Raw genomic sequence first — 18,998 nt, forward strand, 5'->3', positions numbered from 1 at the left:
TGCCATTATTTTGCCGTAAGGCTGACATTTCACCTTTTATCTCAAACCGTTAGGTGATCACGTCAGATTTCGTACCGTCGTCATCTTTTGTTCGCTAAATGGGAACGGAAGCGATAGACGGGCATTGTTTTGCGACGCGTTAACCGGTACGTGTCAAAAAATGGTGCGGTGCACAATACCGGGATTGAGCACAGCAAAGAATTTGGCGGAGTAGCTGAAGTGTCACTTCTGCAGATCTACTTGAGAGCGCTTGGTTATCTGGCTGCCGACAAGAAGCGTGTCGCGGTCATCTGCGGCGCCAACATCGCTCTTGCCATGATCGCGATCGTCGAGCCGATCCTGTTCGGCCGGGTGATCGATGCCATCTCGAGCCACGGTTCGGTGTTCTCCACGCTCGCCGTCTGGGCAGCGCTTGGCGCCTTCAACATCGTCGCCTTTGTCATGGTGGCGCGCGGCGCCGACCGTTTCGCCCACGCCCGCCGCTCGGAAGTGCTCTGCCAGTCCTTCGAGCGCGTCATCACCATGCCGCTCGCCTGGCACCACCAGCGCGGCACCTCCAATTCGCTGCACACGCTGCTGCGCGCCGTCGAGACGCTGTTCAGCCTGTGGCTGGAATTCATGCGCCAGCACCTGTCGACGGCGGTCGCGCTGGCGCTGCTCGTCCCCACCGCGCTCTCGATGGACGTGCGCATGTCCATGGTGCTGATCGGCCTCGGCGCGCTCTATCTCGGCATCGGCCGGCTCGTCATGCGCCGGACCAAGGCAGGGCAGGCTGCGGTCGAGCGCCACTACCACACCGTGTTCGCCCACGTGACCGACTCCGTCAGCAACGTCGCCGTGCTGCAGAGCTACAACCGCATCGGCCATGAAACCGCGACGCTGAGGCGCTACGTCAAGGACCTGCTCGACGCGCAGAACCCTGTGCTCGACTGGTGGGCGATCGCCAATGCGCTGCATCGGCTGTCCTCGACCATCTCGATGATGATCGTGCTCCTGATCGGCGCCTATCTCGTCACCCATGGCCAGCTTCGCGTCGGCGACGTGATCGCCTTCACCGGCTTCGCCACACTGCTGATTGCCCGTCTCGACCAGATGTCGGCTTTCGCCAACCAGATCTCCGAGGCGCGCGCCAAGCTCGAGGACTTCTACCGCCTCGAGGACTCGGCCGCCGACGCCGCCGAGCCGGATGGCCTGCGCGAGCTCACCAATGTCACCGGCCATGTGCGCTTCGAGAACGTCAGCTTCGAGTTCGCCAATTCCGGTCACGGCATCGAGGACGTGTCGTTCGAGGTGCCGGCCGGCAAGACGGTTGCCATCGTCGGCCCGACCGGCGCCGGCAAGACGACGCTCATCAACTTGCTGCAGCGCGTCTTCACGCCGGCCAGCGGACGCATCCTGATCGACGGCATCGACACCCGCACGGTGACGCGCAAGTCGCTGCGCCACTCGATCGCCACCGTCTTCCAGGACGCCGGCCTGCTCAACCGCTCGATCGAGGACAACATCCGCGTCGGCCGCGCCGATGCGAGCAATGACGAGGTGCACGCCGCCGCCAATGCCGCCGCCGCGCAGGACTTCATCCTGGCCAAGAGCGGTGGCTACGACACCGTCGTCGGCGAGCGCGGCGGCCAGCTTTCGGGCGGCGAGCGCCAGCGCATCGCCATTGCCCGCGCGGTGCTGAAGGACGCGCCGATCCTGGTGCTCGACGAGGCGACCAGCGCGCTCGACGTGGAGACCGAGGACCGCGTCAAGGAAGCGATCGACGAGCTGCGCCGCGACCGCACCACCTTCATCATCGCCCACCGCCTGACCACTGTGCGCGACGCCGACCTGGTCGTCTTCATGGACAAGGGTAAGGTGGTCGAGTTCGGCGGCTTCACCGAGCTGTCGCTGCGCAACGGCCGCTTCGCTGCCCTGCTGCGCGCCGGCGGCCTGCTCAACGACGAGGAAGTCCGCCGCCTCAGCCGCCCGGTGAACGAAGCGGCGTAAGTTCTTCCCTTCTTCCCTTGTGGGAGAAGGTGTCGCCGAAGGCGACGGATGAGGGGTGTTCCAGGGAACGCCAGCGTCTCATTCCGTCCAGCACCCCTCATCCGTCTCGGCGCTCCGCGCCGATCCACCTTCTCCCACAAGGGGAGAAGGGAAGGGCGCTCCCGCCTGCGACAACCGTCCAATTGCCCCGGACACGCTGCCGGTCTATTTAGGGCAGCATGAGCGATACCACTTCACGCCTGAGCGGCTGGGCCGATCTCGCCAACCCGACGCGCTTCGTCGGGCTGGCGGACAAGGTTATCCCGTGGCTGGCGGCGATCGCCGCGGTCCTGCTTGCCGTCGGCCTCTATATGAGCTTCACGGCCCCGGAAGATTTCCAGCAGGGCATCACGGTGCGCATCATGTATATCCACGTGCCTTTCGCCTGGCTCGCGATGATGTGCTACACGATCATGGCGATCTCGGCGCTGGGAACGCTGGTCTGGCGCCATCCGCTGGCCGATGTCGCGCTGAAGGCCGCGGCGCCGATCGGCGCCACCTTCACGGCGCTTGCGCTGATCACCGGCTCCATCTGGGGCAAGCCGATGTGGGGCACCTGGTGGGTGTGGGACGCGCGGCTGACCTCGGTCTTCGTGCTGTTTCTGATGTATCTCGGCATCATCGCCCTGACGCGCGCGCTGGATGATGCCGGCCGCGCCGCCTGGGCCGCGGCCATCATCACGCTGGTCGGCTTCATCAACATCCCGATCATCAAATTCTCGGTCGACTGGTGGAACACGCTGCACCAGCCCGCCTCGGTCTTCCGGCTCGGCGGCCCGACCATCGACCCATCGATGCTGTGGCCGCTAGCCGTCATGGCGCTCGGCTTCACCGTGCTGTTCTTCGCGCTGCACCTGATGGCGATACGCACGGAGATTTTCAGGCGCCGAGTGATCGCGATGCGCAGGGTTGCTGCGAGGCAGGCGGAACGGCAGTAGGCGTCACCCCATCCTGCCTCGCGCTGCCACCGGCAGCGTTTCCAGCACCTTGTCGCCGTCGATCAGGTGCACCTGGTCGAAGAGGTTCGTCACCACGCAGCAATGATCGGGCACGACGCGCACGCGCTCGCCGATGCGAAGGCCGGCGCCGTCCGAAAGTGTGACGGTGCCATGCTCTTCGCTTAAGGCGGTGACCAGCGCGCCGGGGACGCCGAGCAGCTCGCCGAAATCGGCCAGCCCGAGCGTATCGGAGGACAGCGCCTTGCTGCCGCTATCGAGGATGGCGCGCGTCGGCGTCGGATGGCTGACCACGGTGGCGAGCACCGTCAGCGCGCAATCGTCGAGCGTGCCGACGCCTTTGGCGACCTGGTAGCGGTCGAGATAGATGTAAGTGCCGGGCCGGTATTCGGTGACGACGCTGTCCTCGCCCGAGCGCCACATGTCCGGCGTGCCGCCGCTGGAGATGCGCGTGCATGCGAGCCCGGCTGCGGCGAGCGTCTCACGCGCGTTTCTCAGCCAGGCCTCCGCTTCGGCGGCGTGTCCGGCGGCCGGATAGGTCATCAGCCCGCCGAAGGCGAGGCCCTTGGCCTGGTCGATCAGTTTCGCCAGTGCGACCGCTTCGGCAGGACTCTGCACGCCGCAGCGGCCCATGCCGGTGTCGCACTCGACCAGCACGGAGAGCGGATGGCCGGTATTGGTGAAGGTCGCGGCTAGCCCTTCCAGCGTTTCATGGCTGTCCGCCGTTACCGAGAGCGCGACGCGGCCGTGCAGCGCCTTCAGCCGTTCCAGCTTGGCGCGGCCGAGAATGTTGTAGGGAAGAAAAATGTCCTCAAGCCCGGCATCGGCCATCACTTCGGCCTCGCCGATCTTCTGGCAGGTGATGCCGACGGCCCCGGCCGCCACCTGCCTCTTTGCCCAGTAAGGCAGCTTGTGCGTCTTGATGTGCGGCCGGAGCTTCAGCCCGTGGCGGTCGGCATGCGCCTGCGCTCGTTTGATGTTGGCTTCGGCGCGGGCCGCGTCGATCAGGATCGCCGGCGTGTCGAGGTCGTCTATGCTTGCCATGAAAGTCACCGCTCAAAAGCATGTCTCCCGAAAGTGGAAGCCGGTTTCGGGACAAAGACATGCGTAATCAAAAGACCGGTCGCGGTTATGAGCCCGATCCGGCCGATTGTCACCGGGCCAGAGCCGTCAGTTTGCGTCGACAGCGGACCGGCATTGGGCTATGCGGATGGGCAGATTTCAGCAGGCACGGCCGGAAGGAAGAGGACTCATGAAACGCTCCACCATCAACGACATCATCCGCGACGCCGATGCCTTCATCCGCTCGTTCGGCTACATCATGCCGCCCTTCGCCTATTGGAGCCCGGAAGAGATGAAGGCGCACAAGGCGGACTCCGCGGCCATTTTCAACTCGCGCCTCGGCTGGGACATCACCGACTACGGCCAGGAGAAGTTCGACGAGCTTGGCCTCTTCCTGTTCACCGTCCGCAACGGCCGCTACGAGGACATGAAGCTCGGCATGGGCATGCTCTATGCCGAGAAGATCATGATCTCGCGCAAGGACCAGCTCTCGCCCATGCACCGCCACAACATCAAGGCCGAGGACATCATCAACCGCGGCGGTGGCAAGCTGGTGCTGGAACTGTTCATGCACGATCGCGACGGCGGCATCGATCCGAAGGCCGAAGTGTCGGTGCCGGTCGACGGCACCATCCACAGATTGCCGGCCGGCGGGCTCTTGAAGCTCGACCCTGGCCAGAGCGTGACGCTGATGCCCGGCGTCTGGCACGCCTTCTGGGCCGAGGGAAAGGACGTGCTCATCGGCGAGGTCTCGACCGTCAATGACGACCTCACCGACAACGTCTTTCGCGACCCGATCGGACGGTTCTCCAATGTCGAGGAGGACGTGGCGCCGCTGCACCTGTTGGTGTCGGATTATGAGAAGTGGGTGGGCTAGGCGAGGGCGCCGCCTGGACATCACATCAATTCATTGGTTGGCGCTGCCCTCATTGCCCTGCCGGGCATTTCTCTCCGTAGTGACGGGGAGAAGGGTATGGCCGCGACCGTACTACGCTTCCTTGCAACGCTTGAGATTTGCGAAATCGCCGGCGACAGCATCTTTCGTCACCATACGGGGAGAAATGCCCGGCAGGGCGATGAGGGGCAGCACTGACGTTTCCAGGATACGCCAAGGCTACCGCGCGTGTTTATCCGCCTTCCGATTCCCGAGCAGCAACTTGCGTTCCAGATGTGCGCGGAGCTCGCCGTAGTAGGCGGTGAGGAAGGCTTTTGAATCGGCGGGCTCGACCTTCGCGCCGATCTTGCGGGCGATCGTTTCCGCCACAGCCTTCATCGCGAAATAGTCGTTGCGGCGCAGCACTTCTTCCAGCTTGTGCAACTCGGCAATGCCATAGGCGTCGAGCTGTGCCGCGCTGAACAGGAAGCGGGCCGCGACGGGGTCCTTGCGCAGCGACAAATCTTCGACCAGCGCTACTTTCGGCGCCTCGACCACCCAGGTGCCGGCCAGCAGGTCGCCGATCCTCAGGCGGTCGCGATTGAAGAGCGGGAACAGCGAGAACAGCAGCGCCCACACCAGGCCGAAGATGGTCGACAGCGTGTCGGCGACGCCGGCACTGCCGCGCGCGGCGAGGATCGACAGCGGCAGGAACACCTCGATCTCGCGCATCAGGTTGCGCGCGATGACCTGATCGAGGGTGAGACCCGCGCCGCTGCGCGAGGCGACCCGCACACCGACCATCCGTTTGCCGGGCGTCGCTGCCCGCCGTCCCGCCTCGAAGGCGATGAAATAGACGTTGCGCAGCAAGAAGATGAAGATGATCCAGACGATGAAGAGCGGTTCCGCGTCCTTCGCACCAAGGCCGCCCAGGCCGAAGATCGCGACGAGGCTGACCACGACAGCGGCGACGATGATGATCACCACGTCGAGCAGGAATCCCGAGGCGCGCGTGCCGGCATCCGCCAGTTTTACGCGCAGGTCCACCCCCTCCGGCGTGACCAACGGGCGGACGAGTGCGGTGGGGTTCCTAGCGGTCGCCATGCCGCACCATCCGCAACAGGTAGAAATAGCAGATCCAGAGCGCCAGCATGCCGTCGCCGATCGCGTAGCGGGCGAGGTCGTTGGTGATCGTCTGCCGGCCGATGCCTTCGAGCAAGCCGGCAATCAACAGCATCACCGCAACGCCGACCATCGCGGTTGCCGCCACGCGCCCGGCCCGTGCTGCCGCGGCCATGCGCGTCAACTCGCCGGGGAAGGCGATGCTTGTGCCGATGCGCATGCCGGCCGCCCCTGCGATGGCGATCGCGAACAGCTCCGTCGTCCCGTGGATCGACAGCCAGCCGCCGAGCGCGAAGCCGAGCCCCTTGGCGGCATAGACCTGGAACAGCGCGCCCAGCATGCAGCCATTCATCAGGATGAGGAGCACGCTCGGCACCGCGAAGGCGAAGCCGAGCGCGAAGGCGAGGATCGCCACCTGGGTGTTGTGGGTGAAGAGATAGGCGGCAAAGCCCGAGAGGAAGTGGTCGCCGCCGCCGTAGAGCACGCTGCGCAGCATCTCGGCCGAAGAATCCGGATTGCGCCCGCCGGCGAGGCTCGGCGCGATGATCGCGTCGTACCAGCGCTTGTCGGAGGTGACCAGCCAATAGCCGGCAATGGCGCCGACCACGGTCAGCCCGACGGATACCCAGACTTCGCGCCACAGGTCGCGGATCGCTGCCGGCCAATCGCGCAGGAAGAAGTCGCCAATGCGTGTCCTCAAAGATCGCCGCGCGCCATAGAGATAAAAATAGCCGCGCAGGCAGAGCGCCTCGAGATAGGCGATCAGCGCGCTGTCGAGCGAGGTCGCTCGCGCCACCGAGAGCGAGGACAGCGCCGAACGGTAGAGAAGCGGCAGCGACAGAAGCTCGTCTTCCGACAGCGCGCGCGGCGCCCGTTTCTCGACGCGGCCAAGCAGCGCCTCGAACGCCTTCCAGTCGGCCTCGCGCTCCTGGCGGAAGCTTGCCAAGGACTGGCGGACGGCATCGGTGCCGGCGGGCAGCGTCATAAGAGGTTTTCCTCCTTGAGCTCGATATAGCGCTCGACCAGCGCCGGGCCGAGGCGCTGGTGGTCGGCCTCGATGACATGCGCGCCGAGCAGCCTGAGGCGCCCGATCACCACCTGCCGCTGCCTGAGCAGGTCGCCGGCGGTCACCGCGCGGGCCACATCCTCCGGCTCCGCCGGCGCCAGGTCGGCCAGCGTCTCCAGCTCGACATCCTTCATCAGCATGAACAACACCAGATGCCGCTCGGTCAGCCGCCCGACGGTGCGGAGCATCAGTTCGGCGCTGATCGGGTCGACGAAATCGGTAAAGACGATGACCAGCGATCGCCGGTCAAGCTTTGCCGCAAGCGTCGTCAGCGCCAGCGTGAAATTGGTCTCCTCGGTCGAATAGTCGATTTCGGCCGCGCGCTTCTGGATCATGGTGAAGCTCGGCGAGCCGCGCACCGCGCCGCTCGAGACGCGCGGCCGGGCGTCGAAGGAGAACAGGCTGACGAGGTCGCCGCCCTTGAGCGCAATGAAGGCCGATAGAAGTGCTGCCGTCACCGCCCGGTCGACCTTCGGCACGCCGTCGACGGGCTCGCACATCAGGCGGCCGCTATCGATAGCGAGCACAATGTTGTTGTTCTCCTCGATCCGGAATTCGCGCGCCAGCAGCTTGCCGTGGCGGGCGCTGCGCTTCCAGTCGATCATGCGCCGGCCCATGCCGGGCTGGTAGTCCTTCAGCGCCTCGAACTCGCGCCCCTGGCCGGCGCGCTTCTGCGCGTGGCCATCGGCAAGGGCGGAGCGCTGCAGCAGCGTAATCGCCTCGTCGCGCGCGCGGCTGACATCGGGCAGCACCGCTATCTTGCGGTCCATGGACAGCACGACCTGGTTCCAGACCAGCCCGAACGGCCCCTGCCAGCGCAGCCACAGCCGGTCGAAGCCGGCGATGCCGCGCCTGACCGCATCGAATTCGAGGTCGAGGGTGCCGCCATTCGCGGGCAGGGCGCCGCCCGTGCCGTTGACCGGTGTCAGCCGCTGGTCGTGCCCGACGCGCGCCTGCAGCCGGCGCGGCCGCGCTCCGAGACCTGCGGCGATATGAAGGGTGAACCGTCCGCCGACGCCGACCTGCGGCGGCGCGGTGAGCGTCGCGCTGAGCGAGGCGCGCCCGCGCCCGGCCGCCGCGTCGACCGCCAGGAAGGCCAGCAGGACGCAGATCCACAGCAGGCCGAGATACCAGACATGCGGCAGCGCGAGCGCGATCAGGAAGGCGGGGATCGCCCCGGCCGCCGCTGCCCAGACCGCTCGTCCGCTCGGATAGATCACCGTGGCGCTTCCGTCTGATCGACGAGATCGGAAACGATCTGCTCCACCAGCCGTCCGTCGATCTGCGCCGCCGGCGAGAGGATGACGCGGTGGCGCAGCGTCGGCACGGCGAGCGCCTTGACGTCGTCGGGGATGACATAGTTGCGGCCGTCGAGCGCCGCTCTGGCGCGCGCGGCCCGCGCCAGCATGGCGCCCGCGCGCGGACTGGCACCCACCTCCAGGTCCGGGCTCTCGCGCGTGCCGCGCACAAGTGCTGCGATATAGCCGACGACATCCTCGACCAGCGTGACGTCGCCGACCGTCGCCAACGCCGCTTCGAGGGTCTTGCGGTCGGTCTGCGCCTTGATGCCGTACTGCTCGATATTGTGCGAGGCCGAGCCGCCGTGATGGATGATGATGGCGCGTTCTTCCCTGAGGTCCGGATAGCTGACCCGGTGCTTGAACAGAAAGCGGTCGAGCTGCGCCTCGGGCAGCGGATAGACGCCCTGATGCTCGATCGGGTTCTGCGTCGCCACCACCATGAAGTTGCGCCCAAGCGAATGCGTGGCGCCGTCGAAGGTGACGGCATGCTCCTGCATGGCTTCGAGGAGTGCGGCCTGCGTCTTCGGCGGCGTGCGGTTGATCTCGTCGGCGAGCAAAAGGTCGCAGAAGATCGGGCCGCGCGTCAGCGTGAATTGGCCGGTCTGGAAGTTGTAGATGTTGGAGCCGACGATGTCGCCGGGCATCAGGTCGGGTGTGAACTGGATGCGCCCATAGGAGACGCCGAGCGCCTGCGCGAAGCAGCGGGCGGTCATGGTCTTGGCGGTGCCCGGCGGCCCTTCGAGTAATATATGCCCGCCGGCGAACAGCGCCGTCAGCATCAGATCGACTGTGTCGCGCTGACCGGTGATCGCTTTCGCAACTTCTTCCCTGATCGCGCTCGCCAGGGCCTTTACATTATCGACGTTCACCAAGCCTCCTTGCCGTCCAGTCATGCAGCTCTTCCGCTGCTTCATGCATTGCGGCCAATGTTTTGGAATCGTTCGCATTCTTGAAGCGCTGGGTGAAGCCGTGCGCTTCTTGGCTGTCGCGGGAATCCAGCCAGCGGTCGAGCGCCTCGCCCTGCAGCCCGTGTGGCGCGCCAAGCAGCGCGGCAGCGCGCTGGCGCATCAGCGCCGCGTAGCGGTCGCCAACCCCTTGCAGCCGTCCGGCGCGCTTGAGCAGCATCGCCGTCGTGTCGACCAGCGCCCGCTTGCCGAAGGCAATGGCGCGGACCTCAGCGCGCGGCGGCCCGAACCGCCCGAGCCCATGCAGGAAGGCAAGCGCGGCAGCCGTCAGCACCGACAAAGTCAGCGCCAGGAAGGGTGGCTCGACCAGGAGCTTGCCGAGATCGTAATTCTGGCCGATGCCGTGCAGCGTCAGGTCGAACATCACCGCGCCCTTGGCGGGCTCCAGCATGGCGATCATGTCGAGCGCGGCGGCTGCCTTTTGCGGATCCTTCAGCGCGGCGTTGTTGATGAGATCGGGGTCGGTCAGGATGTAGAAGGGCTCGTTGTCGAGCTCTGTAAGGATAGCCTTACCGTCACCTGCAGAGATCAACGGATGATCGTCGGCCACCCACTGCAGCTCGTCGGGCACGGCGATCTTGCGCCCTTCGACATCGATCCGGTCGACCGTCGACTTGCCTTCGCCGAGCTTCGCCTTGGCAAGGCGGCCGAGCCAGTCGTTGACGAAGCTGTCGGGCAGCCGCTCGACCTTCGTCTCCCAGCCCTCGTGGCCGGGTTGCGGAATGGTAACCCATTTGGGCAGCACGAACAGCGTGTCCTTGCCCGAGCGCAGCTTGACGATGCGCTGCAGCGCAGCCGGATCGCTGCCTGGCGCGATGGTGACGATCAGCAGGAAGGTCGATGCCAACGGGGATTCCAGATCCTTCTCGCCGCGCGCCATGGGCGGCGCCTGGCCGTTGGTGAGCTTCAGCCACTCGACAAGTCCGGCATAGCCGGTGCCGCCCCTGGAGAGCGGCGTGGCGCCGCCCTCGGGCTGACGAAAATCCGGTGCATACGTCGAGAGCAGGAAAAAGCCGGCGGCCGCCAGGAGGCTGGCGAAGATGCCCCAGAACAGCGTCCTGCGGCTGAACGGCGCCTCGGCTGCCTCGGTCGCTTCCGCGCTCATGCCCAGGCATCCCGGAAGGCGAAGCGCTCATAGGCGCCGCGCGCCTGCCGCCAGCCTTCGGCGCCAACCGGCCGGCGGGCAAACAGCGCCGCCTCGACGATGCGCGTGATCTCGCTGAAGGCTGCGCGGGGGCGGGACGGGATGGAACTCGCGGCGGCGATGTCGCGCGACGTCAGCGACGGGCGCAAGAAGTCGGGCAGGCGGGTGGCGATGTCGGCAACGCTGCGGCGCAAGAGAAGATGCACCGCCTCGTCATAGTCGCCGCGCGCGGCAAGCGCGTCGGCTTCGGAGAGCAGGATCTGCGCCGCGCCAGCATCCGGCCGCCATTCCTCGGTCGCTCCGGTCTCCTGGCGGTTTCGCCGCCACGGCAGGCGCCAGGCGACACCTCGCGCTTCTAGGATGAGCAGAAACGCAATGATCGCGACGCCGATGATCACCGCGCCCCAGAAGAGATAGATCATGTAGGGCCCGAGCTTGGCCACGGCCTCGATCAGGGGCTTCAGCCATTCCGGCGGTTCCGGCCGCACCAGCCCCGGCAGGTCAAACTGGATCGAATCGTCCGCCAGCAACTGCTTGTGCATCTTGGCCAGCCATTCGGCGTCCGATGTGCCCGGCTGTGCAACTGTCACCCGCTCGCTCCCCCTGCAACCCGCGGTTCGGCACCGACACTGGCAATGCTGCATGGCAATTGCAAGTGCACTGGACGCGGCCCGCCAATCTTGGCAAATTTACTTTGAAGTTGCCGAATTGGATGCGGCGGCGGCTCGGGGGAAACTATCATGACCACTGCGACATTGGGACGACCAGGCAGATTCGAGATCGGCAGGGTGTTCAACAGCACCTTTGCCGTTATTACCCGCAACATAGGACTCTGTCTCGGGCTGGCGCTGCTGTTCTCGGGCCTGCCGACATTTATTTTTCAACTGTGGAATGAAACTCGGCTAGGCAAGCTGGCGGCCGGCGATCCCTCAAACCTAGCGCTGACCGATCCAAGCGTGGCGATCCGGGATTCCCTCCTCACCATCGTCATTACCCTTCTCTATTTCATTTTGTCGCTGCTGTTGCAGTCGGCTTTGGTTAGGGCGACGATAGAGGACCTGAACGGCAAGAAGCCCGACTTTGGCGACAGTGTCCAGATAGCCATCCGCTGCCTGCTGCCGACGATAGGCATCGGGCTTCTGGTCGCGCTCGGCGCGGGCGCCGCATCGGTGGCGCTTTTTGTGCCCGGCATCATCCTTTGGCTCGGCTGGTCGGTTTCCGTGCCGGTCCTGGTGCAGGAGCGGCTTGGCGTGTTCGGCTCGATGTCGCGCAGCCGGGCGCTCACCAAAGGCAATCGGTGGTCGCTGTTCGGCCTGTTCGTGATCATTTTTATCCTGGCCATGGTAGTCCAGCTGGTGCTCGGCACTGCCGTCTATCTCTTCGGCGGCATCATCGGCGCGGTGCTCGGCGCTGTGGTTTCCGCCATGATGTCGACGGTCATGTCGACCGCTACCGCGGTCAGCTATGTCGAGCTGCGCCAGGTCAAGGAAGGCACCAGCGTCGACGAGCTGGCGAACATATTCTCGTAGAGAATGCCTGACGGATTCCCGCGTTCCGAGCCGGTCAGGCGCAATCTGCGCCGAAAGGCGAGGACTTGGCAAACGCTTCTCAGCTGTCGAACCGTGCCGGACGAAGCGGTTCGAGCAAGGGACTGGGCATGCCGCTGACGATCTCGCCGGCCAGCAATTCGCCTGCGATGAGGCCCAGCGTCGCGCCGCTATGGCTGAAGACGACGTGGTATCCGGGAATACCGGTCAACTGGCCGATCACCGGCTCGCCGTCTGCGGGGATTGGCTTCGGTCCCATGTGATGGCTTTCCGGCGCGAGCGTGGGATTGCCTTCAAGAACCTTCGAGGCTTCCTCGAGCAGCCCCGAGATCGTGGACGGTTTGGCTTCGTACGTGCCGTCGCCGCGCACGATGACTTCGTCCTCGGACCATGCGGAGTCGAGCGCGAAGGCGCCGTTCGGAGTGGGCCTGATGGCGACACGCGGCGTGTTGAGCACGGCACGCAGCGGATGCGCGATTGGTTTGCTGAAGACGAGCAGGGCGCGCGTCGTGCCGTCGCCGATGCGCCTGCCGACCTTGGCCGCCATGCCCGGCACCGCGGAGCCCGCCGCAACCACGACGGCATCGGCATCGACCGCCTGGCCGGAAGCGGTCCTCACGCCGCTGACGCGGCCATTGACCAGCGTGACGTCGGCGGAGCCGGCGTCGGTGAGGACACGGCCGCCGCGTTCGCGAAATTCCTGCAGCAGCAGGTCGATGAGCGACGGCAGGTCGACCCAGCCTTCGCCGGCATTGAAGATCGCGCCTTGGCGAGGCACGGCACTAGAGTCGACACCCGGCGTTACCGCGGCGATATCGCCCGGCGCGAGCAGGCGCGTCTGATAGCCGATCGACTGTTCATGGCGGAAGATTTCCTGGATTTGGTTCGAAGCATCGTCGGCGTCCCAGGTGAGTCCGCCATCGAGACGCAGCCAGGCGCCGCATTCGTGCTTCGCCGCAAACGCCCTGTAGCGCTCGAGGCCCTGGACTCGGAGCCGGTGATAGGCCGCCGAGCGCTTGCGCGCCGAATTGAGCCAGGCAAGCGAGCGCGACGATGCACCACTGGCGACCGGGCCATCCGTAACGATGGTCGTTGCCGCGCCAAGCCGGGCGAGATGGACGGCGGTGGAGGCGCCGAAGATGCCGCCGCCGATGACGGCGACCTTGAGAGCGGATTTATCGGTCATGGATACAGCTTTCGATGATCAGACTTTGGTTTTGGGAGATGCGCCGAGCTCGGCCGGCGCGGTAAAAATCGTTCACAGCACCTCGGCGAGGAATTGCTTGAGCCGCGGGCTTTTCGGCCTATCGAAGATTTCCGCCGGCGGTCCGACCTCGACGATGCGGCCCTCGTCCATGAAGGCGACCTGGTCTGCCACCTTGCGGGCAAAGCCCATCTCGTGGGTGACGACGATCATGGTCATGCCGCGGCGACCGAGATCGGCCATCAGATTGAGGACGCCCTTGACCAGTTCAGGGTCGAGCGCGCTCGTCACCTCGTCGAAGAGGATGACTTCGGGGTCCATCGCCAGCGCGCGGGCGATGGCCACGCGCTGCTGCTGGCCGCCCGAAAGGCGGCTGGGCCGATAGTCCGCGCGCGCGGCCAGGCCCACCTCGGTGAGGCGCGTTTCGGCCGTGTGCCTTGCGTGGCTGCCCGCCATGCCTTTGATCTTGGTCAGCGCCAGCATGACGTTTTCGATCGCGGTGTGGTTGGGGAACAGGTTGAAATGCTGGAACACCATGCCGACGCGGCGGCGCAGCCTTTCCGGCTTCATCGCCAGGATGCTTTCGCCATCGAGCAGCACGTCGCCGGCCTTCGGCTCGACCAGCCGGTTGAGGCAGCGCAACAGCGTCGATTTCCCGGAGCCCGACGGACCGATGACGCAGGTGACCGTGCCCGGCTCGACCTTGAGCCGGATCTTTCTCAGCACCTGCAACTCGCCATAGGCCATGTCGAGATCGCAAACTTCGAGGCTGCCGGCCTTGATGGCGGGTCGTGCCGTGGCGGGTTTGGCTTTGCCTGTCGTGTCCTTCAATTCGCCGACCTCAACGAGCCCGCTGACGACCCCGCCGGGCTTCTGCTTGCCGAGCCGCAGGCGGTTGTCGATGTGGTTGACCACATGGGTCAGCGGCACCGTGATGATCAGATAGAAGATGCCGGCCAGGAGCAGCGGCGACAGGTTGCCGGTGACCACGGCCTGGTCCTGGCCGATGCGGAAAATCTCGCGCTCCGAGGCGAGCAGGCCGAGGAAGTAGACGAGGCTGGAGTCCTTGACGTTGCCGATGAACTGATTGACCAGGGCGGGAAGCACTCGGCGCACGCCCTGCGGGATCACGATCAGCCGCATGCCCTGGCCGTAGCTCATGCTGAGCGCGCGGCAGGCCTCCATCTGGCCGCTCTCGACGCTCTGGATGCCTGAGCGGAAGATCTCGCCGATATAGGCGCCGGCGATCAGGCTGAGCGCCACGATGCCGAGCGGGTAGGGCGAGGGGCCGAATATCTCGCGGCCGATGCGGGCAAAGCCTTGCCCGATCAGGAGAATGGTGAGGATCGCCGGCAGCCCGCGAAAAATATCGGTGTAGACGCGTGCGGGGATGCGCAGCCAGGCGGAGCGCGAGATACCCATCACGGCGAGCACCATGCCGATGAGGATGCCGAGCACCGTCGATGCCGCGGCGAGGATCAGGGTATTCTTCAAGCCGACGGCAAGCAGCACCGGCAGCACCGATGCCATCGCGTCCCAATCGAAGAAGCTTCGTTGAAGGTTATCGAGCCAATCCATCCGCCAACCTGCCCTTGCGCGGAGGCGCATCCGCCGTCCGCGCGATCTCTCACGCCTGCCTAAGGGGCCGCCGGCATTCGCGCCGGCGGCGTTATGCAGGTCAGTTCTTCTTGGGCAGATATTGCTCCGGCATCGGCGAACCGGGGAACCATTTCTGGTAGAGGTCGCGCCAGGTGCCGTCCTGCATGGCTTCGTGAATGCCCTTGTTGAGCGCCTCGCGGAAGGCGTCGTTGCCCTTGCGCACGACAAAGCCCGCGGGAGCGTCGAAGGACGGGATGTTGATCGCGATCTTCAGGGCCGAATAGCGCTCGCCATATTGTTTCGCTGCCTCGTAGTCGAGGAAGTGACCGTCGACCGTGCCGTTGTTGAGCGCGGCGATGGCCGAGTTGTTGTCGGGAAACTTCACCAGGTCGGTGTTCTTGAAGTTCTTGGTGGCGTAGATCTCCTGCAGCGTGCCCTGCACGACGCCGAGACGCTTGCCGGCGAGACCCTCCGGCGAGGTGATCTTGGGGTCGGAGGTCAGTACCGACAGGTAGCCGGCGAGATAGCCGTCGGAGAAATCGACTGCCTTCTTGCGTTGCTCGGTCGTTCCGATGGCCGCGACCGCGACGTCGAAGCGCTGGTTGGCGACCGACGGCATCAGCGCCGAGAATTCCTGGCCGGTAAAGGTCACCTGGTCCGGCTTGAAGCCCATCCGGCCCACCACATTCACGAAGAACTCGAGATCGAAGCCGGTGAACTTTCCGTCGGCCTTGGTGAAGGCATAGGGCTTGGCGTCGCCCATCGTGCCGACGCTGATCACCTTGGGATCGATGAGATTGTATGGATTGTCCGCTGCCCATGCCTTTGGCAGGGAGAGGGCAGCCAGCGCGATGGCGAAGATGACCGAGCCGATGCGCTGCCGCGGGCTTGGTGTGAAAAGACTTCTGATGCTCATGATTGTTCTCCACTCTGAAAGGTCGGTCCGTGCGGGGGGCACAGCGAATAATTTCGATACGGCCTGCGTTCCGACGCCTCCTGGCGCTCTTTTGTTGTGAGACCGGTCTCAAACTTGAATGAGACCGGTCTCTTGACATTTGTAGGCACAGCAACGACCATCCGTCAACGAGTTTGAAAAGCGATTTTTCCACAATGAAGCGCCCGCCCAGGCTTCCTTCGATCACCGTCAGCGACGTCGCCCGCGAGGCGAAGGTTTCGAAGGCGACCGCCGCGCGCGTGCTGGGCGGCTATGGCCGGGTGAGCGAGACAGTGCACGCCGCCGTGCTCGAAGCGGCGAAGGCGCTCGATTATCGGCCGAACGAGCTGGCGCGCAGCATGACGACCGGCCGTTCGGGCAGCATCGGCGTCGTCGTAGGCGACATCGAGAACCCGTTCTTCTCGCTTGCGGTGCGCGGCATAAGCGATGTCGCGCGCCTGTCCGGCATCAACGTCATCCTGGCCAATTCGGGCGAGGAGGTCGAAGCGGAGAAGAGCGCGATACACGTTCTCTTGGCAAAGCGGGTCGACGGCCTGATCGTCACTCCCGCCCAGTCCGGCGACATCGCCCATCTGAAGGAGATCGCCTGCCCGCTGGCGCTGCTCGACCGGGCACTGCCGGAACTCGACGTCGACACGGTAACGGTCGATGACCGCAGTGCCGCGCTGCGCGCCACGCGGATGTTGACGCAGGCCGGGCACCGCAGGATCGCCTATGTCACCGCCGCGGTGCTGTCCGGAGATTTTCGTGGCGCCAAGTCGAGGATCAACACCTCCACCGTGCGCGAGCGCATCCTGGGCTTCCTCGAAGCTTGTCGCGAAGCCGGGATCGAGGTAGCGGAGCGCAACATCCATTTCGGCAGCGGGCGGTCGCAGAGCGCGCACGCCGTGCTGCTGCGCCTGCTCCGCAGCGCCGATAGGCCGACGGCGATCCTGGCCTCCGACAGCGTCGTGGCGCTCGATCTGTTCAAGGCGATCCGCGAATGCGGCCTCGGCATACCGCGCGACATATCGCTGATCACCTTCCACGATGCCGACTGGACGAGCGTGACGACTCCGCCCATCACCGTCATTGACCAGCCGGTCTATGCGCTCGGAAAATCCGTGGCGGAGCTGCTGATACGCCGCCTGAAAGGCGATGACCGGCCCCCTGAAAGGATTGTGTTGCCGACAAGGATCATCGAACGGATGTCGGTCGGCCAGTCGCCGGAGACGATCGGGCAGAGTCTCAGCCGATCCTGATCGAATTGGACGCGAGATACCAATCGGCCGGCGCGGCTCTGTTGGGCCGCGCCGGCCGTTTCAGTCCCGGGATGATCAGGACTCCAGCCAGACCTTCTCGAAGTGCTGTTCGAGCGCCTGGTGCTGCTCGCAGCCGTTCACGCCTTTGCGATAGGTGCGGTAGACCGAGCGCCAGTAGGGCTGGATGATGACGCCGGAGTCGCGCAGGTTCGTTTCGAGCTTGGCCATGATCTCCTTGCGCGCCGCAGCGTCGGGCGTCGCCAGCGCCTTCTCGAGAAGCTCGTCGAACTCCTTGTTCGAATAGGCGCTTTCGTTCCAGGCGGCGCCCGATTTATAGGCGAGCGCCAGCACCTGGACGCCGAGCGGACGCCCGAGCCACTCGGTGCAGGAATAGGGGAATTTGCTCCAGTCGTTCCAGAAGGTCGCGGCCGGCAGCACGGTGCGCTTGATCTTGAGACCCGCCTCGCGGATCTGCGCCGCGATCGCGTCGGCAGTGCTCTTCTGCCATTCGACGTCGACCGAGATCAGGTCATATTCGTGGTCGGTCTTGCCGGCTTCGGCGAGCAGCTTCTTCGCCGCCTCGACATCGCGCTTGGCCGGGCCGATATCGGCGAATTCGGGGTGCATCGGGCCGACATGGTGGTTGTCGGCAGGCTTGCCCCGGCCGTCGAGGCCGAGCTTCAGCACGGCCGCATTGTCGACGGCGAGCTGGGCGGCCCGGCGCACCTTGACGTCGCCGTAGGGCGCGTTGCCGACATTGAAGCGCGCCACGATGGTCGAGCCGGTGGCGATCTCGGAATTCCTGAGCCCCATCTGCTCGGTCTGCGATACGGCATCGGAAGCCGTCTCGTGGTCGGTGTCGATCTCGCCGGATTCGAAAGCCGACAGCATGGCGTTGGGATCGGAGCCGTAATCGACCCATTTGATGCCGTCGAGGTAGAACTCGCCCTTCCACCAGGGCTTGTCCTTGCGCTTCACCTCCGCGCCCGTCTCGGCATCCCAGCTCACCAGCTCGCAGGGGCCGGTGGTGATGGCCAAAGCCTTCTTCGGATCGGTATCACCCTCATAGGAGCGATGCATGATCAGCGCCGGATAGTCGGCCATGCCGGCGATCAGCGAGATGTCGGGCTTGGGCAGGTTGAGCTTGACGGTGTAGTCGTCGACCTTCTCGATGCCGCCGTCGATCGCCTTCTTGGTGTCGGCATTGACCAGCGCGCCCATGCGCGCGGCAACCGAATTGCCGGCGACCGACGCGTCGCACCAGCGGTTGAGGTTGTGGATCACGTCGTCGGCATTGAAAGTGTCGCCGTTCGACCAGGTGATGCCTTTGCGCACGTGGAGCGTGATCGTCTTGGCATCGTCGCTGGTTTCCCAGCTTTCGAGCAGCCACGGCTCGAAGGTGAAGTCGGTTTTCCAGCGCACCAGATATTCGTTGCAGTGGCGCGCGACATTCGACATCTCGACGCCGTCGAAGGTGCGCGGGTCCTTGAAGCCTTTCACGTTCATCGCCACGCGCAGCACGCCGCCGCGCTTCGGCTCCTGGGCCTGGGCAGGCGAGGGTGCAATCCCGCCCAAAGCCAGCGCGCCGGCGGCGCTGACGCCGAGGCCCGCCATCAGCGCAAGATATTCGCGCCGGCTGATCGCGCCTTTCCTGAAATCGTCGGCGGTGGGCTTCGCCTGCGGGTGCAGTTTTCTGTCGGTCAGCATGAATTTCATCGTCGTTCCCTCTGTTGGTGCGTGGCCCGTGCGGCGGTTTTTGGCGGCAACGACCAGGCGCAGGGGCGGATGCGACCGCCGGGGCGCCGTTGCCTGCCAAGCGATGATAGGTCTGCTTTCCGCAGTGAAATGCTTGGTTTTCCGCAGTTCTTGTGCGCTGTTCCGCAGGGGGGTGGAAACAGCCGATCTCCCCCCTTGTGGGGGAGATGCCCGGCAGG

Annotated in this window: 16 protein-coding genes; 5 read left to right on the forward strand and 11 right to left on the reverse strand. The window is 65.2% G+C overall.

The genetic code is table 11. From position 1 onward, the window contains the following. Nucleotides 1-219: 219 nt before the first annotated feature. Nucleotides 220-1,989, forward strand: coding sequence for a glucan ABC transporter ATP-binding protein/ permease (locus RFN28_RS21770; RefSeq protein ID WP_320289279.1), 1,770 nt, complete (start codon nt 220-222; stop codon nt 1,987-1,989). Between the two features lie 218 nt (nt 1,990-2,207). Next, a complete protein-coding gene (locus RFN28_RS21775; protein ID WP_320289280.1) occupies nt 2,208-2,966 on the forward strand; it encodes a heme ABC transporter permease in 759 nt (252 codons plus the stop codon). A gap of 3 nt (nt 2,967-2,969) precedes the next feature. On the opposite strand, the gene RFN28_RS21780 is transcribed toward RFN28_RS21775, so the two are convergent. Further along, complete coding sequence (locus tag RFN28_RS21780) at nt 2,970-4,028, reverse strand: D-TA family PLP-dependent enzyme (RefSeq protein ID WP_320289281.1); 1,059 nt, start codon at nt 4,026-4,028, stop codon at nt 2,970-2,972. A 208-nt stretch (nt 4,029-4,236) separates the two neighbouring features. Here RFN28_RS21780 and RFN28_RS21785 point away from each other — a divergent pair, with 208 nt between their 5' ends. Next, nucleotides 4,237-4,923, forward strand: coding sequence for a D-lyxose/D-mannose family sugar isomerase (locus tag RFN28_RS21785; RefSeq protein WP_320289282.1), 687 nt, complete (start codon nt 4,237-4,239; stop codon nt 4,921-4,923). Between the two features lie 237 nt (nt 4,924-5,160). Here RFN28_RS21785 and RFN28_RS21790 read toward each other — a convergent pair whose 3' ends face one another. The 6 genes from RFN28_RS21790 to RFN28_RS21815 are packed head-to-tail and all read right to left on the reverse strand — an operon-like array spanning nt 5,161 to nt 11,108. Next, a complete protein-coding gene (locus RFN28_RS21790; protein ID WP_320289283.1) occupies nt 5,161-6,024 on the reverse strand; it encodes an RDD family protein in 864 nt (287 codons plus the stop codon). Then, nucleotides 6,011-7,027, reverse strand: a complete 1,017-nt coding sequence (locus RFN28_RS21795; RefSeq protein WP_320289284.1) for a stage II sporulation protein M — start codon at nt 7,025-7,027, stop codon at nt 6,011-6,013. Before RFN28_RS21795 ends, RFN28_RS21790 begins: the two co-directional genes overlap by 14 nt. After that, on the reverse strand, nt 7,024-8,328 hold the full coding sequence (locus RFN28_RS21800) for a DUF58 domain-containing protein (protein ID WP_320289285.1): 1,305 nt from the start codon (nt 8,326-8,328) through the stop codon (nt 7,024-7,026). Before RFN28_RS21800 ends, RFN28_RS21795 begins: the two co-directional genes overlap by 4 nt. Beyond that, nucleotides 8,325-9,278 carry an AAA family ATPase gene (locus tag RFN28_RS21805; protein ID WP_320289286.1) on the reverse strand — a complete coding sequence of 318 codons (954 nt, stop codon included), beginning with the start codon at nt 9,276-9,278 and terminating at the stop codon, nt 8,325-8,327. The genes RFN28_RS21800 and RFN28_RS21805 overlap by 4 nt, the downstream gene beginning before the upstream one ends. Next, a complete protein-coding gene (locus RFN28_RS21810; RefSeq protein WP_320289287.1) occupies nt 9,265-10,479 on the reverse strand; it encodes a DUF4350 domain-containing protein in 1,215 nt (404 codons plus the stop codon). The genes RFN28_RS21805 and RFN28_RS21810 overlap by 14 nt, the downstream gene beginning before the upstream one ends. After that, nucleotides 10,476-11,108: a DUF4129 domain-containing protein gene (locus tag RFN28_RS21815; RefSeq protein WP_320289288.1), complete on the reverse strand. Its 633-nt coding sequence runs from the start codon at nt 11,106-11,108 to the stop codon at nt 10,476-10,478. The genes RFN28_RS21810 and RFN28_RS21815 overlap by 4 nt, the downstream gene beginning before the upstream one ends. 150 nt (nt 11,109-11,258) lie before the next feature. Here RFN28_RS21815 and RFN28_RS21820 point away from each other — a divergent pair, with 150 nt between their 5' ends. Continuing rightward, nucleotides 11,259-12,047, forward strand: coding sequence for a hypothetical protein (locus RFN28_RS21820; protein WP_320289289.1), 789 nt, complete (start codon nt 11,259-11,261; stop codon nt 12,045-12,047). A gap of 79 nt (nt 12,048-12,126) precedes the next feature. Here the strand turns inward: RFN28_RS21820 and RFN28_RS21825 are convergent, their stop codons facing one another. From RFN28_RS21825 to RFN28_RS21835, 3 genes are all read right to left on the reverse strand, one after another. Continuing rightward, nucleotides 12,127-13,251 carry an NAD(P)/FAD-dependent oxidoreductase gene (locus RFN28_RS21825; RefSeq protein ID WP_320289290.1) on the reverse strand — a complete coding sequence of 375 codons (1,125 nt, stop codon included), beginning with the start codon at nt 13,249-13,251 and terminating at the stop codon, nt 12,127-12,129. Nucleotides 13,252-13,323: 72 nt separating this feature from the next. Beyond that, on the reverse strand, nt 13,324-14,847 hold the full coding sequence (locus RFN28_RS21830; RefSeq protein WP_320289291.1) for an amino acid ABC transporter permease/ATP-binding protein: 1,524 nt from the start codon (nt 14,845-14,847) through the stop codon (nt 13,324-13,326). A gap of 100 nt (nt 14,848-14,947) precedes the next feature. After that, nucleotides 14,948-15,784, reverse strand: coding sequence for an ABC transporter substrate-binding protein (locus tag RFN28_RS21835; protein ID WP_320289292.1), 837 nt, complete (start codon nt 15,782-15,784; stop codon nt 14,948-14,950). 194 nt (nt 15,785-15,978) lie between these two features. On the opposite strand from RFN28_RS21835, the gene RFN28_RS21840 reads away from it, so the two are divergent. Then, complete coding sequence (locus RFN28_RS21840) at nt 15,979-17,064, forward strand: LacI family DNA-binding transcriptional regulator (RefSeq protein ID WP_320289293.1); 1,086 nt, start codon at nt 15,979-15,981, stop codon at nt 17,062-17,064. A gap of 75 nt (nt 17,065-17,139) precedes the next feature. On the opposite strand, the gene RFN28_RS21845 is transcribed toward RFN28_RS21840, so the two are convergent. Further along, nucleotides 17,140-18,780 carry an ABC transporter substrate-binding protein gene (locus RFN28_RS21845; protein ID WP_320289294.1) on the reverse strand — a complete coding sequence of 547 codons (1,641 nt, stop codon included), beginning with the start codon at nt 18,778-18,780 and terminating at the stop codon, nt 17,140-17,142. Nucleotides 18,781-18,998: the final 218 nt, after the last annotated feature.

Origin of the sequence: Mesorhizobium album (assembly GCF_033977205.1) — a bacterium.
Taxonomy (GTDB): domain Bacteria; phylum Pseudomonadota; class Alphaproteobacteria; order Rhizobiales; family Rhizobiaceae; genus Mesorhizobium; species Mesorhizobium album.